This is a genomic window from Rhodoferax sp. (genome assembly GCF_010365055.1).
In the GTDB taxonomy this organism is placed as follows: Bacteria; Pseudomonadota; Gammaproteobacteria; order Burkholderiales; family Burkholderiaceae_C; genus Rhodoferax.
Map to the genome: position 1 here is coordinate 1 of NZ_JAAFHA010000045.1, position 15088 is coordinate 15088.

Here is a 15088-nt window from a genome sequence, read left to right on the forward strand (position 1 = left end):
CGAAGGTCAGCCACAAAATGCGAATGTCAAACACCAGCGACTGGCGCTGCAGGTACGCTGCATCGAGCTTCACCTTGTCAGGGATCGGCAACTCATCGCGGCCATTTACCTGCGCCCAGCCGGTGAGCCCGGGCACCAACTCATGCACGCCTTGCTGAGTGCGCAGCGCAATCAGGTCGTGCTGGTTAAACAGCGCTGGGCGCGGCCCCACAAAACTCATGTCGCCGGCCAGAATGCTCCACAGCTGCGGCAGCTCGTCCAGGCTGCTCTTGCGCAAAAAGCTGCCAATCGGCGTGAGGTGGGCCTTGGGGTCGGCCAGCAAATGCGTGGCCACTGCAGGCGTGCCCACCCGCATGCTGCGGAACTTGGGCATCTTGAACAGCTTGTTGTGCCGCCCCACGCGGTCTGACCAATACAGGGCCGGCCCCGGCGAGGTCAGCCGCACCGCCAGCGCCACCAGCAATACCGGCACCGCCAAAACCGCAGCCGCCGCCAAGGCCAGCAATAGATCAAATATTCGCTTCAAACTCATAGTCCTTCTGCAGCTTTCTTCAAGCCTTCATCGAGCGACAGCGGCGGTGCCCAGCCCAACAGCTGCCGGGTTTTGGATATATCCACCTGCAAAGACCCACACAAGCGCTGCGCCACATCCGACTTGCCCACCATGGCCGCCGCCAGTTTGAGGATGCTGGCCGGCACAGGTACCAGGCGCGCCGGGCAACCCAAGGCCTGGCCCATGCGGCGCAGCAGCTCTGAAGTGGAAACATCTTCGCCATCGGATACCAAAAAAGTCTGATTGGCTGCAGCGGGGTGCGTGAGGCAAGTCACGATTAAATCGACCAGGTTGTCTAGCGCCACCAGACTGCGCTGGTTATGGATGGCGCCCAGCGGCAAGGGCACGCCGCGTTTGAGCCAGCGCATCAATGAGCCAAAGTTGCCTGGTGCACCAGGCCCATAGACGAGCGGCGGGCGAATGATCACCACTTCCATTCCTGTTTCAGCGGCCAATGCCTGCAAGCCCAGTTCTGCCTCGTATTTGGATACCGCATAGGGAGAATGCGGCGCAGCAACATCTTGGGCCGTAAATGGCTGCTGAAAAGTCTCGGCACCATTGACACCAATTGAGCTGATGAACACAAAGCGACGCACACCAGCTGCAGCCGCCTGTCGGGCCAGGTTCAGGGTGCCCTGCACATTGACCCGACGAAATTCGTCCAGCGGGTTGACGGCTGCATCCGCCATCACATGCACGCGGGCGGCACAGTGCACGACAACTGACACGCCCCCGAGCGCAACGGACCAATCGGCAGAGGGTTCAAGGTCACCAGTCACATAGGGCAGCACTCCGTCTGGCCACTGCTGGCCGTCTCGACGAACAGCCACGGCCACGCGCCGCGACTCGTCGTCAACCAGCAAGCGCTGAACGACCGCCTTACCAACAAACCCAGTTGCTCCGGTCACAAGAATCATGTCCAAATACCCCGAACTGGATTCACGCCTTACGCCAGACTTTTCTGTTCACGAAATCCGTATAGCTCAGAATAATTCGCACGATCTTGTCGGATACGTTGTCGGGCGCATAGTCATTTACCAAACGCAAGGCGCGGTGTTCCCCGCGTGGCTGGGTCGCCAACACATCCAGCCCCCGCAACACCCGGTCAACATCCATGCCCACAAACATGACCGCAGCCTCTTCAAATCCTTCGGGTCGTTCATGCACCTCGCGCAAATTCAGGGCTGGAAAGTTAAGAATTGAAGATTCCTCTGTGATGGTTCCACTGTCCGACAGTACAGCACGAGCTCCCGTTTGAAGTCGTACGTAATCAAGGAAGCCGAACGGCTTGTGGAACTGCACCAATGCATTGGCACTGAGCCCCATGGCGTCCATGCGCTTTCGGGTGCGTGGGTGGGTAGAAACAATCACTGGCAAGGTAAACTGCTCCGCCAGGGCATTCAACACATTAAACAAACGCTGCAGGTTTTCCGGTGCGTCCACATTTTCTTCACGGTGCGAACTGACCAAAAAATACTGTTGTTCCGTCAACCCAAGGCGGGGCAAAACGTTAGACGCCTCCACTCCCGCACAGTAATACTCAATTACCTCGCGCATCGGGCTACCGGTCTTGATCACCTGATCGGGCGGCAAGCCCTCACGCAGCAAATACTCCCGCGCAATCTCGCTGTATGTGAGGTTGATGTCTGATGTGTGGTCAACAATGCGCCGGTTAATTTCCTCAGGAACCCGAAAATCAAAACAGCGGTTGCCTGCCTCCATGTGAAAAATGGGTATCTTACGGCGCTTAGCTGAAATGGCGGCAAGGCTGCTGTTGGTATCGCCCAGTAGCAGCAAAGCTTCGGGCGCATGTTCCTGCATCACCCGGTCAGCAGCAATGATCACCTGGCCAATGGTCTCTGCCGCAGTAGCGCCCGCAGCCTCCAAAAACGCGTCGGGTTTGCGAATACCCAAATCGCTGAAAAACACCTCATTCAACTCGTAATCGTAGTTTTGCCCGGTATGCACCAGCACATGATCGCAATGTCGGTCCAGCTTCACGATGACGCGCGACAGGCGGATGATCTCGGGCCGGGTGCCGACGATGGTCATGACCTTCAGCTTACGCATGTACAGCCTCCCGAATGATGTCCAACTTCATCAACACCTGTTTGACCTGCTCGACATCCAGGCGATGCGTGTTGTGGGAGGTGTAGTCGTCAATTTCAGAGATTTCGGTTTCGCCTTCCACAAAATACTTGTCGTAGTTCAGGTCACGCGAATCGGCGGGAATACGGTAGTAGCCGCCCAAGTCATCGGCGCGGGCCATTTCTTCGCGCGATACCAGTGATTCGTACAATTTCTCCCCATGCCGCGTACCGATTATTTTGACGTCGGTGGCACTGCGCAATAACTCCTTCATTGCCTGCGCCAAGTCGCGCACCGTTGACGCTGGGGCCTTCTGCACAAAAATGTCACCCGGCTGGGCATGCTCAAACGCATATAAAACCAGGTCCACCGATTCCTCAAGCGACATCAGAAACCGCGTCATGTTCGGGTCGGTAATGGTCAGAGGCTTGCCCGCCTGCAACTGGCCAAGGAACAACGGAATCACTGAACCACGTGAAGCCATCACGTTGCCGTAGCGCGTGGCCGACAGCACCGTTTTACCCGGGTCGCACAGCCGCGATTTGGCCACCATAACCTTTTCCATCATCGCCTTGGAGATGCCCATGGCATTGATGGGGTAAACCGCCTTGTCAGTGCTCAGCACCACGCAGCGCTTGACCTCGTTGGCAATGGCAGCGCGCATCACGTTTTCAGCGCCCAGCACATTGGTCCGAACCGCCTCCATGGGGTAAAACTCGCACGACGGCACCTGCTTGAGCGCGGCCGCGTGAAACACATAGTCCACACCGCGCATCGCATCATCAACGCTGTCGTATGCCCGAACATCGCCAATATAGAATTTGAGCTTATCGCTCTTCAGCGTGATACGCATATCTTCCTGCTTTTTCTCATCACGGCTAAAAATTCGAATTTCTGCAAAGTCAGAATGCAGAAAACGGTTCAGCACAGCGTTGCCGAATGAGCCCGTCCCGCCAGTAATGAGCAATACCTTGTCTTTAAACATCTTTGATTTCCTCTTTATACGTTGACTTAAGCAAATTCATGCATGCGGCGCACCAATTCCGGCCAGGCAGGCGGCTGGTAACCCGTAATCTCGCGGAAACGGCTGGAGTCCAGTGATCTGTCAATCACCAGTTTGTCATCCGGTTCAATGTCAATGTCTTTGCCGTATGCCTGCGCCACCAACTTCAGCAACTCAAACTTGTTAATTGGCTCGGCAGACACATGGTAGAGCCCCCGCAACTCAGGATTTGGCACGACCAAGTCGCGCATGACACGGGCCAACTCCATCGTTGGTAGGCCTGAAAATATGGCGCGTGTGAAGCCTTTTACCGACCCCTGCTGCGCCAGAAACCACCCCACCAGGCCGTGCGCACTACTGAGTTCATGACCAATGATGGATGTGCGCAGTGTGACTGCGTGCGGATAATCAACCTCCCCCAGGTATTTGCTGCGGCCATACAAATCTTGCGCGTCCGACGCGTCTTGCTCGCGGTACATGCCACGGGTACCAGCAAACACGCAGTCAGTGCTCATGTGAACAAGGCGAGCACCCGCCACATCACACAGTCGGGCAAGCCTATGGGGCAGCAGCGCGTTGATGGGGATGGCAGCCAAGGGGTCATCAGCCTCGGCGAGTTGCTTGACCAGGCCAACGCAGTTGATCACCACGTCGGGACGAGCCAGCGTGAATAGTCGCATCACGCTGTCTGCGTTCTCCACATCCACCCCACAGATCACCTGCTCACGCAACTCGGGCGGCAGCAAGCGCAGCACGCCAGCCGAACGAGCCGAACCCACGACCGAATAGTCATCACCCTGCGCGAAAACGCGCAACACCGCGTTGCCCAACATGCCAGATACGCCTAGCACCAACACTTTTAGCTTTTGATTTTTGATCATTGAATCATGTTCCTGTTTTCAATTACTACTATTTATGGCTTGACCTCTGCCAGAACCTTTGTGAAGTGCTGCAAGAGCTTTTCAGCAAGCATAGCGGGGTCAAAATGCTGCTTGTAATAAATTCGGCCAGACTCCCCCATGCGCTGCAATTCAGCATGGGGAATGGTTCTGAGCCGCAGCACGGCCTCAGCCAGCACAGCGGCGTCCTCGGCGGGGCATGCAACCCCAGCACCGGATTCTTCCACCACCCGGGCACCCTCGCCATCCAACGATGCAATGATGGGCTTGCCTGCAGCCAGATACGCCTGTATTTTGCTGGGCACCGTCTGGCTCATGATGCTGCTGCGTGCCAGGCTCACCAACAGGGCTGAAGCCTGCGCCAGAATGCCAGGCATGGCCTCCGTCGGAAACCGCCCGGCCAGTTGAACATTGCCCAACTGCCTGCGAACCACCTCCTGCTGCAGCCATTCACTGCGGCTACCGCTTCCCACCAGAACTATTCGCACATCCGCATGCGGCAGTAGCAGCTCGGCGGCATCTAGCACAGTTCCCAAGGCCTGCACAGTACCCAGATTGCCAGCAAACACCACGTTAAAACCCCGTTCCAACACCAAAGCCGGCGGCCCCATAGGCTGCGTTTGACCGAATGCCAACTCGCCAGGGTTAGGGTGATATTCCACCGGGGTTTTATCGGCCATAGCCTTCACCGGGGGAATGAAAGCCTGCGACTGCACCAGCAGCAAATCACAACGCCGGTAAATCCAGCGCACGAGTACAGCCACCATAGCCAGCACACGCCGGTTGCGCACAAAACCGGTCGCCTCCAGGCTTTGTGGCCAAAGGTCTTGCACCCAGGTGACCAACTTCGCTCGCTTGATCCACTTCAGAATCACTGCGGGTATAGCCTGGAAGATGGGTGACATGCCGAAAACAAAAATCACGTCAAAACGCTGCTTACGCAGCAACCACGGGCCAAGCACACTGGCACTAAGGACAAATGAAAGATAGTTGACTACTAAACCTCGTGCATCTCCGCGGCCTCGCGGCGCAAGCGGGACACGATAAATGCTGTACCCCGCTTCATGTTGCTTTGCACCGAAACCAATAGCGCAATAGCCTTCAAACACCTTGCCCTGCGGGTAGTTTGGTTGACCAGTCAGAACAGTCACGTGGCAGCCAATTTCTATCAATGACCGTACTACTTCATTGATGCGAAAGGCTTCAGGCCAATAGTATTGACTGACAATTAAAACTCGCAAGTTAACCTATCCTATTAAAATTTGATTCAAGAAACCTTTGGCATCAAGCAAAGGCAACGGTGGCTCCTCAATTCCCATAAAGCGCTTAATAGCTCTAGCAATGGAGATTGCAGAACTTGGATCGAAAGATCCTTCTGGATCCAATACATCTCTCACATAATCTAGTTCAGAAGCCAGTACAGGTAGTCCGGCTTGCCGTGCTTCAATCAAAGGCAAGCCAAATGATTCGAAGGTTGATGGATAAACTAACGCACCGGCAACCGTATATAAAACAAGAACCTTGTCGTGCGACAAAACACCTATATTCTCAATATTTAAAATAAATTGAGATATTTTCAAATCAATCAACTCACACAGGTCGGGAAAATGCGCTCTATCCAAAGTCAGGCACAGTGATGGAAAACAGTGATCCTTAGCCAGCAAACACCAAGCCTCAATCAAGGTTCTATGATTTTTATGGGGTTCACCAGAAGCCACATAAATAAAATCATAATCATTTAATTTTACATTTGGTTTTACTAATAGCTTTCGTTGATAACCAATTACATCATTCGTAAATGGTAAAATATCAACAGGTTTTTCGTTGCCTGAATTCAAATTATCTGTGAGCCCAAGACGCAATTGCAATGCGGTTTTCATGGATAGTGTTTGAACCACAAATTGATCAGCATTCTTAGCCTTCAGTCCGAACCAGAATCGTTCGAGGGTCAGGCGAAATTTTGTTTTCCAAGAAAATCCAGAAAGACTTGTATTTTCCAAGAGATATTTATTCTGAACAAAAACGACGACACGACCTGCAAGCTTAAAAACAGGGGGCAAATTACCAAAACAAAGAACCGTATCACCAGAACGAACGTTTTTCGTCAGCCACCATTCTGCTTGCAAGCGCGTTATCACTGATGGTCTAACCCGCTTAATATAAACGGTATCGGAGCTAGGGGCAGAAATGAGCAATCGACTATCTAGCAAAGCGACTGACTTAGTGGTGCTCGGGAGGTCACTAAGCAATGCAACCAGTAATGCGCGTCCACCACCCTGATGCACATTCATGGCATTGATAAATAATTTCCCCATCTTGTTTTACATTAAATTAGAATCGCAATCTCGTGCCATAAGTTTTAATCAATACTACTCCGCAAATTGCAAATTGCAAATAATAAAAAAACAATAACTGACCCAAGAAAATAAACAATATTGATAATATCAAATATAAATCAGCAGTTCCAATCCAACCCAAACCGAATCGTATTTTTTTATAAAAAATTTGAGATAAACAAATCAAAACACAAATCCAAAATGCTGGGAAAATATATCCAAGTAAAGAATAACTGGAAATAACAATAGACGGAATCAAACTCAAACCCAAACCATAAGCAGTACCAGTTAAATCAAGTCCATAAACAGATCCTGCGGTATCCGTGCAAACACTTTCACCCAATAAAAAACCATAAATATTACGGCAGTCATTAATACCGCGAAACTGATTAACCAAAACCATTTGCTGAGCCCCGGACAAACGACCGGTAATAGTATCGAAAGTGGCGATAATATCATCAATATTAATATTTGTTAATGAATAATACATAACCTCAAAAAGATCATGTCGATTTCCATCGAAAGTCAAATCTCTTGAGGTGGAAACTGAAAACCATATAAAGACAGCATAGACTAAGCAAGGGAAAATAAAATAATATATTTTAAGCCTAACAAAATACATGATAAGAAAAATTACGGGTAATAATCCCACAAATCTGCTCGATGCCGCAACACCAGCAACAAAAGAATAAAGAAGAAAAGTTAGTACTACTTTCTTAGATGCACCAGTGCGACTTAAAAGTATAACTAATAAAAATGGCATCAAGTAAGTTCGAATGTAATGAAAAGCACCAGACAAGTGGAACGGCAACTCACCACCAACGCCTGTAATTCCAACTCCATTATTATACAACGGGTAATAGAGTAACATAAGGAACACGAGAAAAGAAATGAAACCGCGCTCACTTATTTTCGGTGAATTTGCCATTCCTTTTTGCACACTGTGCACTAAATTTTTAGAAATAACTACATTATTATTTCTATTAGAAAATAAAAGAAACGGCAAGGAAAATAAAATAATTAACGAATATACAACGTAGCTACCAGCATAGCTAAAAATTAGCGACGAAGTTGTGAAATCAAACAACCTAACCGCGCTCCAGCCAGCATAGCTATAGCTATCTCTATTTTCAACGAATAAGAAAGGGTTAAGAACATCTGAAACCACCATTAAGCAAGAAAAAATAAATATCGAATGATTTTTATGAAATTTAAAGGCCAATCCAATCAACAAAGAAAGGAATGCCAATGTCAATAGCATCAGATCAAATAACTCAAGCTGCATCATTTATTGTATTTCGCTCTAAAATAATTCAGAACCACAACACTTGCTTTATACATTTTAAATGTTATCGCTAAGCGCAAAAATATTGATGCCGCCACTGTCATTAGATCACGACGCGAACAGAAAATAGCGGGAAAGAGCTTCAAAGACATCAAACCGCGCAGCAACAACGTTGCTTCCTCAATGTTTCCATTCAAGTATTGATTAATGGAGCGCCAAACTTTGTCGTTTATTACTAGCATTTCATAATTTAAACGATCACTATTTATCAGAAATTTTTGAATTTTTGAATTTTTAAGGTAATAGTCTGTCACCAAGAAAAAATCCGCACGCTCACACCTTAAGCGCACTTGGTTTGAAAATTGGTTACTATCCACCCTATATCGCATTAGTTCTTCTTCTAAAAAAACAATTGAATGATACTCAGCAATTCTTAACCAAACATCTAAATCGGCGCTTGATCTAAATAAATCTCCACGCCACCATAGAATTTGGTCCTTGTAAATATCAGTACGAACCATGGCGCTTGGACAAACAATAAAATTTCCGAATTTCAGGATTGATTTAAAAAGCAAATTAAAGTCAAAAACAGCAGTATTGCTTGATAACTTAGATGCCCCAATTGAACCAGTGACGGCGCCAGCACTATCAATTGTCTTCGCAGCAGTAAAAACTGCGCCTATATTGATATCAGTTTGAAAACATGATACTTGTTTCTCGATTATATTGGGTTCATATACATCATCGGCATGAAATATCGCCGTGTATTTACCAGTTGCCAACTCGATACACCGATTGAAATTACCTTCGCCACCAATATTGACGCCATTGCAATGAATGGTAATTCTTGAATCATTGAATTCCGAAACAATCGCTAACGTATTATCGATAGACGCGTTATCAACAACATGAATTTCTATGTTTTTATAAGTTTGATTTATAATAGAAGAAATTGTCTCGCGAATTGTTCTCTCGGCGTTGTAGACCGGTATACAAATGCAGACTAATGGATTTTCCTGCTCCATAATTAATTTATCCAAGCACAATATTTTCAATGGAGTTAAAGAAAGGCTTTGCTTCTTTGCTGCCTAAGAACAACCGCCCAGCGTCTCGCATTGATTGAATTTGAATATCAGACATTGCACGTACCTCCTCCCACATTTCATCCCATGTGGCAAACTTTCGGCAATCAACATAGGCAGTTGATGGTATATATTTCTCTATATCTGAAGCACCTAAGTACAGTGGGATGGTTCCGGCATAGATGCAATCAAATATTTTTTCCGTAATGTATCCATTCATTGCCATGTTTTCAAAGCATAAGCAAAACTCGTATTGCTGAAGGACTTCAAATTTAGATGCACATGCCCCTTTGTAAATAGACATTAACGCACTGCGATTGCGCCAATAAGGCAGCCACAAGGCTGCGCGCGACCACCATCTCTTCCAGCCGCGTCCATACAAATCAACTGCGTTGAATTTTGACAGTGCCACCATCGCCTCAATGCGGGTGCTGTACTGCTCTCGAGATCGGGAATGCGGATTGTGGCTACCATTTATAACTACAATACGTTTGAACCTATCGCTTTTACTCCAATATGGTTCTAATACGGCCATATATGGAATAGGCCAATAAAGTCTTCGTAACTTTTCACGTATGACACCAGTTAGTGAATAGCCATCACCATCAACATTGTGCACATAAACTAGATCAAAGACTGCCGTGAGTTCTGGCAACGCTGCATAAAGATGCGGTGCTACGACGGGTGGCTCCATAATAACAAATGCTGATAAACTCGCATTTTTTTCATTACTGATTTTTTTAAAATTATCAAGAATACCCAAGGAGTAATATTCACGCGACTCCGAATCATGATTATCATGAGGTAGATAATCCGCCGTATGAACTCTCTGACCTTTACTGACTAGTTTTTCACGCAGTCTGTGAAATGGAAGAAGTTGATCATCTCTATTAAGAACAGGGTCTTCTAGATTAAATATGCCATCAGAATTGAAGTGCACATACGAAGGGTCGATAAATATCGAGCGCTTTCCCGTTATTTTTTTGTTTTCATTAAAAGAATTAATCATTATTTAATTAATTAATAAGTAAGTAAGTAGTTAGCTTCTAATATTTCAACGCTGAAATATTAAAAATAGATTTGTGAAATTGCAGTACTCATAAGAGTGCCCGCGTAATGGATCACCGTAGTCGTGCGCCATGCACACCATTAGAATTTTCATAAGAACTTATCGTTTCTGGGCAAGAACGGAAGAATTAACCAATAGAACATCGACAAAAAAACCAAACCCACTACCACAAGCAGAAAGCCGGCACTGGACAGGCTTGTGGTGCCGCCCATTGCCCACCGGCCTGCCGAGGCCATTAGCCAAAGAAGCACCCCCATGCCGGCAGCCTTCAAAAGAAGCCTATAGGGGAGCTTCATCTCAAGTGCTGTAATCATCAGGTAATGCATGGCCAACACCAAGCCAATGCCCGCGAGTGCGCGAGCCAAACCGACACCGTGGGCACCTAGCTTGGGTGCGAGTACCAAAATTAATGCTGTGCTAATAATGGCGCCCAATAAATTGGGCAATAGCAACAACCGGGTTTTCATTTTGGCATGGGCCGACAAGCCGTAAACCCCCGCGACGACCCTGGCACCTTCTGCCAAAACACCCCAAACCACAAATTGCGAAGACGACTGATAAGCCGCACCGACCATGAAACGGGTTAATTCGGGAGCCAGCGCGATAAGTATGAAGGTAACAAGCACCAATGACGGCAGAATGGCCCCGGCGTATGTGTTCCACGCCAACGACTGCGTTGTTGTGTTGCTGTTGCTCACGCTCTTGTAAAAACGGGGCTGGAGGTAAGTGGTCAGCACGGCCTCAAATGCAGCCAGTAGTCCTGCGCTAATGCCGTATCCGGCCACAAAGAGGCCGAGTGCGGCTAACCCAAGCGAGTCAACCGCCAAAAAACGATAGCCCTGCGTTTGTAGCCAATTGAACCCGACTGCGACGGCCACTGGCCAAGCGAAGCTGAAGAGAATGCGCAGGTGTGCTTTTGTGGGTCGCGACGCTGCGACTGATGTTTGTAGCTTTGCAAACAAAACAGCTACACCAACGACAGCAAGTACTGCTTGGCCGATCAGCAGGCCCATGAGCCAATATTCTGCTATAGGTGAAAAAGTTCGAACTAGCAGGTACGCACTGACCAACCCCATACCGATAGTTGCCAAAGTTAATATGAAAAACCGGCCACGAAATTCAAGCAGGTTGAGCGATGGCACTGCTGTTTGATTGATGGTATTAAAAACCACTGACCCACAAACAAGCAGCAGTAACCATGTCGTGCTGAACTGGGGGCCGAACGCGCCCCATGTGTTCAAAATCGCAAGGCTGCCTGCGGCTATGCCACTCACCACCAATAGGTACAACCAGTGCAGCTTGAGGTAATATTTGGCCCGCCCCAGCGCATCCCAAGCATGAAGGCGCCGGTTGATAAACATGCCCACGGGGTTGACTAAAAACATTGCAAAGAAAGCGGTGGCTGCGGTGATTAGCGACAAGCGACCCATCTCTTCAGGAGGCAAATAGCTCGTTGCAAGCCGCATGGCCAAAAGCAGCAGAATGAACTGCGCGGCGTTGCCGAATAAAACGACGATCACTAGCAGAGCAGCTTATTGGCTGTCATATTGTTGCCAGTTGCTTCACCGCATCCGCAATGGAATAGTGGTGGTTGCCAATGAAGAGGCCATTCGCATCAAGATGATCAGCGTTGACGAGTTCACCCGAAACTTCTGAATTGAAATACTTGACGACTTCGTTTTTAGCAAAGTTGCCAGCAACAATCGGGCGCACCTCAAAGCCAAGCGCATTGAGCTTGATGAGGAGTTCGTCGCGGGTCAGATTCACGTTGGGGCGTATCACGAGGCTGAACCCAAACCAGCTGCTGGCACCGATTTCTTGCTGAATCAACACTTTCGGATGATCCTGCATCACGGTCTGCAACATGGCCGCGTTTTTGCGACGCTCGGCGATCAGTGATGGCAGCTTTTTGACCTGCTCGATGCCGAGGGCACCCGACATCTCCAGTGGCCGCACGTTGTAGCCTGGCAGCACGAAGCGAAAGGATTCCTTGAACGGATCGTCACTTTTATCGCTGCACACATGGTTGACCTTGGGCAAGTTGCGGGTCCAACCGTGGGCGCGCAGCGACAACAGAATGTGGTGCAACTCATCGTCATCCGTGCTGATGAGGCCACCTTCCATGGTGGAAATGTGGTGCGAGAAAAAAGAACTGTAGCTGCCCATCACGCCAAATGTGCCGGCCTTTTTGCCTTGAAACTCTGCACCCAAAGATTCGCAGTTGTCTTCAATCAGCGTTATTTTTCGGGTGCCGATGATGGACTTGATGCGGTCAAAGTCATTGGGGTTGCCCAACAGGTTGACGGCCATGATGAGGCGGGTGTTGTCAGTCACAGCTTTTTCAAGCGCGTCCAGGTCATAGTTGAGAGTTTGGAGGTCAATATCAACAAACTTGATCTTCAAACCGTATTGGTGCAGCGGGTAGTAGGTGGTGCTCCACGACACAGCAGGCACGATGACCTCGTCGCCGGGTTTGAGTGCCAGGTCGGGGTTCTTTGAATAAAACAGTGCGGCCACCATCAGCAAATTGGCCGATGAGCCCGAGTTGACCATCACGCAGTGCTTGGCACCCAGGTAGCTGGCAAATTGCCGCTCGAACTCAAACACCTTTGGGCCCATGGTGAACATGCCGGAGGTAATGACACTTTGAAGCGCGTCGTATTCTGCTTGGTCCCAGGTGGCCGTGGCAAGGGGGTATTTGTAGCTCATGCGTTTTGTTCCATTAAATAATATTGGTAGGCTTTTTCAATGCCTGTGCTCAGTGCGGTGGCGGGCATCCAGCCCCAGGCGCGTTGACGGGTGATGTCAACCAGTTTTTGTTTCATGCCAACGGGTTTGGTTGTGTCATGCACAAAATTTCCTTGCCAGCCGATAACTTGCGCAGCAGCGGCATAATAATCGTTGATGCTGTGGTCGTGGCCCAAGCCGATGTTGATCAGGTCAGGCAGTTGGCTGAAGTCTTGCACGGCTTGCAGCACTGCGCCAGCCAGATCGCCCGCATACATGAACTCGCGGCGCGCGGTGCCGTCGCCCCATATCTCAACCTCTGCAAGGTGCTGCACCTTGGCCTGGTGCACCTTGTGGATGATGGCGGGAATCAGGTGTGAATGCTCGGGGGAAAATTTATCGTGCCGCCCGTATAGGTTACAGGGGATCAGCGTTTTGTAGCGCACGCCGGTGGCGCCTGTTTGCTGGCTTTCGCGGTTGATGTATTCGCATAGCCGGGTGGCAAAAATCTTGGCGAGTGCGTAGCCCTCGTTGGTCGGCTCCAGTTCACCTTGCAAAACAAGGGTTTCGCTCAGTGGGTTGGGCGCATTGCGCGGGTACATACAAGAACTGGCCAGGTTGATGAGATTGGGTACGCCTGCTTTGTGTGCGGCCATGATCACATTGCGGCCCAAGTCCATGTTGGTGACTAAAAAGTCAACCGGGTGCGCAATGTTGGCCTGGATGCCGCCCACGCGGCCAGCACAATGGATAACAACATCGGGGTTGGTTGCGACCATGAACCGCTGCGTGGCGGCAAAGTCTGTCAAATCAAGCTCTTGGCTGCTGGGGGCAACAATGTCGTATTGAGCCGCTGCGGGGTGCTCAAGTATGTTTTGTCCCACCATGCCGCGACCGCCGGTAAGAAAAATACGCGTTTTTTCCACGTTATTCGCCTTTGGCTTGAGTCACTTGGTGGCCATGCCGTTTAAGCAGCGCGTGCTGTTTGGCTTGCTCCAGGTCGTGGGCCACCATCTCTTTGCACATTTCTTGCGCGGTGATCTCTGGCACCCAGCCGAGTTTTTGCTTGGCTTTGCTGGGGTCGCCGAGCAGGGTTTCGACTTCGGTGGGGCGGAAGTAGCGGGGGTCGATCTTGACCACTGGCTTGTCGTTCCAGTAGCCGACCTCATCAACACCCGTGCCTTCCCAGCGCAGTGTCATGCCAAGTTCAGCAGCCGTCCAATCAATGAATTGGCGCACGCTGTATTGCACGCCGGTGGCAATGACAAAGTCATCCGGTTGGTCTTGTTGCAGCATCATCCATTGCATGCGCACATAGTCTTTGGCGTGACCCCAGTCGCGCAGGGCGTCGATGTTGCCCATAAACAGGCAGTCTTCCAGACCTTGACTGATGTTGGCCAGGCCACGGGTGATTTTGCGGGTGACAAAGGTTTCGCCCCGGCGCGGGCTTTCGTGGTTGAACAAGATGCCGTTGCAGGCATACATGCCGTAGGCCTCGCGGTAGTTCACGCATATCCAGTAGGCGTAGAGCTTGGCCACGGCGTAGGGGCTGCGCGGGTAGAACGGCGTGGTTTCGCGCTGCGGGGTTTCTTGCACCAAACCATAAAGCTCGCTGGTACTGGCCTGGTAAAAGCGTGTTTTCTTTTCCAGCCCCAGGATGCGAATGGCTTCCAGGATGCGCAGCGTGCCCATGCCGTCTACGTCTGCGGTGTATTCGGGGCTCTCAAAGCTGACCGCGACATGGCTTTGGGCGCCAAGGTTGTAGATTTCGTCAGGCTGGGTTTCCTGAATGATGCGGGTCAGGTTGCTGGAGTCGCTCAGGTCGCCGTAGTGCAGCTTGAAGCGTGCGTTCTCAAGGTGCGGGTCTTGAAAGATATGGTCGATGCGGGCGGTGTTGAAGCTGGATGCGCGGCGCTTGATGCCGTGCACGGTGTAGCCTTTTTCCAGCAGAAATTCAGCAAGGTAGGAGCCGTCTTGACCGGTGATGCCGGTGATAAGGGCGACTTTAGGGGCGGCTTGAGATGTCATTTTTTGGGAGATCATGCT

General features: G+C 50.0%; 14 protein-coding genes. All 14 read right to left on the bottom strand.

Annotation, left to right across the window (positions count from 1 at the left end; all coding sequences use genetic code 11):
- The coding region (locus tag GZ093_RS11550) for a sugar transferase (protein WP_296486087.1) at positions 1–526 on the bottom strand (526 nt) is incomplete at its 3' end.
- 2 nt (positions 527–528) lie between these two features.
- Positions 529–1470 carry an SDR family oxidoreductase gene (locus GZ093_RS11555; RefSeq protein ID WP_296486028.1) on the bottom strand — a complete coding sequence of 314 codons (942 nt, stop codon included), beginning with the start codon at positions 1468–1470 and terminating at the stop codon, positions 529–531.
- Positions 1471–1492: 22 nt separating this feature from the next.
- Positions 1493–2623: a UDP-N-acetylglucosamine 2-epimerase (non-hydrolyzing) gene (gene wecB, locus GZ093_RS11560; protein ID WP_296486030.1), complete on the bottom strand. Its 1131-nt coding sequence runs from the start codon at positions 2621–2623 to the stop codon at positions 1493–1495.
- Positions 2616–3626, bottom strand: a complete 1011-nt coding sequence (locus GZ093_RS11565; RefSeq protein WP_296486032.1) for a polysaccharide biosynthesis protein — start codon at positions 3624–3626, stop codon at positions 2616–2618. The genes wecB and GZ093_RS11565 overlap by 8 nt, the downstream gene beginning before the upstream one ends.
- Before the next feature lie 26 nt (positions 3627–3652).
- Positions 3653–4525: an SDR family oxidoreductase gene (locus tag GZ093_RS11570; protein WP_296486033.1), complete on the bottom strand. Its 873-nt coding sequence runs from the start codon at positions 4523–4525 to the stop codon at positions 3653–3655.
- A 32-nt stretch (positions 4526–4557) separates the two neighbouring features.
- On the bottom strand, positions 4558–5784 hold the full coding sequence (locus GZ093_RS11575; protein ID WP_296486035.1) for a glycosyltransferase family 4 protein: 1227 nt from the start codon (positions 5782–5784) through the stop codon (positions 4558–4560).
- A gap of 6 nt (positions 5785–5790) precedes the next feature.
- The gene (locus tag GZ093_RS11580) at positions 5791–6858 is read right to left on the bottom strand and encodes a glycosyltransferase (RefSeq protein ID WP_296486036.1); all 1068 of its coding nucleotides are present in this window, start codon (positions 6856–6858) and stop codon (positions 5791–5793) included.
- A gap of 16 nt (positions 6859–6874) precedes the next feature.
- A complete protein-coding gene (locus GZ093_RS11585) occupies positions 6875–8167 on the bottom strand; it encodes a hypothetical protein (protein WP_296486039.1) in 1293 nt (430 codons plus the stop codon).
- Positions 8164–9204 carry a glycosyltransferase gene (locus tag GZ093_RS11590; protein WP_296486042.1) on the bottom strand — a complete coding sequence of 347 codons (1041 nt, stop codon included), beginning with the start codon at positions 9202–9204 and terminating at the stop codon, positions 8164–8166. The genes GZ093_RS11585 and GZ093_RS11590 overlap by 4 nt, the downstream gene beginning before the upstream one ends.
- Positions 9197–10255: a glycosyltransferase family 10 gene (locus GZ093_RS11595; RefSeq protein WP_296486044.1), complete on the bottom strand. Its 1059-nt coding sequence runs from the start codon at positions 10253–10255 to the stop codon at positions 9197–9199. Before GZ093_RS11595 ends, GZ093_RS11590 begins: the two co-directional genes overlap by 8 nt.
- A gap of 149 nt (positions 10256–10404) precedes the next feature.
- On the bottom strand, positions 10405–11835 hold the full coding sequence (locus tag GZ093_RS11600; protein WP_296486046.1) for a hypothetical protein: 1431 nt from the start codon (positions 11833–11835) through the stop codon (positions 10405–10407).
- Between the two features lie 22 nt (positions 11836–11857).
- Entirely contained in the window at positions 11858–13024 is a 1167-nt protein-coding gene (locus GZ093_RS11605) for a DegT/DnrJ/EryC1/StrS family aminotransferase (RefSeq protein ID WP_296486048.1), read from the bottom strand.
- Positions 13021–13968 carry a GDP-L-fucose synthase gene (locus GZ093_RS11610; protein WP_296486049.1) on the bottom strand — a complete coding sequence of 316 codons (948 nt, stop codon included), beginning with the start codon at positions 13966–13968 and terminating at the stop codon, positions 13021–13023. The genes GZ093_RS11605 and GZ093_RS11610 overlap by 4 nt, the downstream gene beginning before the upstream one ends.
- Before the next feature lies 1 nt (position 13969).
- On the bottom strand, positions 13970–15070 hold the full coding sequence (gmd, locus tag GZ093_RS11615) for a GDP-mannose 4,6-dehydratase (RefSeq protein ID WP_296486052.1): 1101 nt from the start codon (positions 15068–15070) through the stop codon (positions 13970–13972).
- Between the last annotated feature and the right edge of the window lie 18 nt (positions 15071–15088).

What these genes read in the sequence shown, in the direction of transcription:
- wecB (WP_296486030.1), bottom strand. Translation starts at nt 2,623, where the DNA reads ATGCGTAAGCTGAAGGTCATGACCATCGTCGGCACCCGGCCCGAGATC.
- GZ093_RS11585 (WP_296486039.1), bottom strand. Translation starts at nt 8,167, where the DNA reads ATGATGCAGCTTGAGTTATTTGATCTGATGCTATTGACATTGGCATTC.
- gmd (WP_296486052.1), bottom strand. Translation starts at nt 15,070, where the DNA reads ATGACATCTCAAGCCGCCCCTAAAGTCGCCCTTATCACCGGCATCACC.
- GZ093_RS11565 (WP_296486032.1), bottom strand. Translation starts at nt 3,626, where the DNA reads ATGTTTAAAGACAAGGTATTGCTCATTACTGGCGGGACGGGCTCATTC.
- GZ093_RS11580 (WP_296486036.1), bottom strand. Translation starts at nt 6,858, where the DNA reads ATGGGGAAATTATTTATCAATGCCATGAATGTGCATCAGGGTGGTGGA.
- GZ093_RS11555 (WP_296486028.1), bottom strand. Translation starts at nt 1,470, where the DNA reads ATGATTCTTGTGACCGGAGCAACTGGGTTTGTTGGTAAGGCGGTCGTT.
- GZ093_RS11605 (WP_296486048.1), bottom strand. Translation starts at nt 13,024, where the DNA reads ATGAGCTACAAATACCCCCTTGCCACGGCCACCTGGGACCAAGCAGAA.
- GZ093_RS11570 (WP_296486033.1), bottom strand. Translation starts at nt 4,525, where the DNA reads ATGATCAAAAATCAAAAGCTAAAAGTGTTGGTGCTAGGCGTATCTGGC.
- GZ093_RS11595 (WP_296486044.1), bottom strand. Translation starts at nt 10,255, where the DNA reads ATGATTAATTCTTTTAATGAAAACAAAAAAATAACGGGAAAGCGCTCG.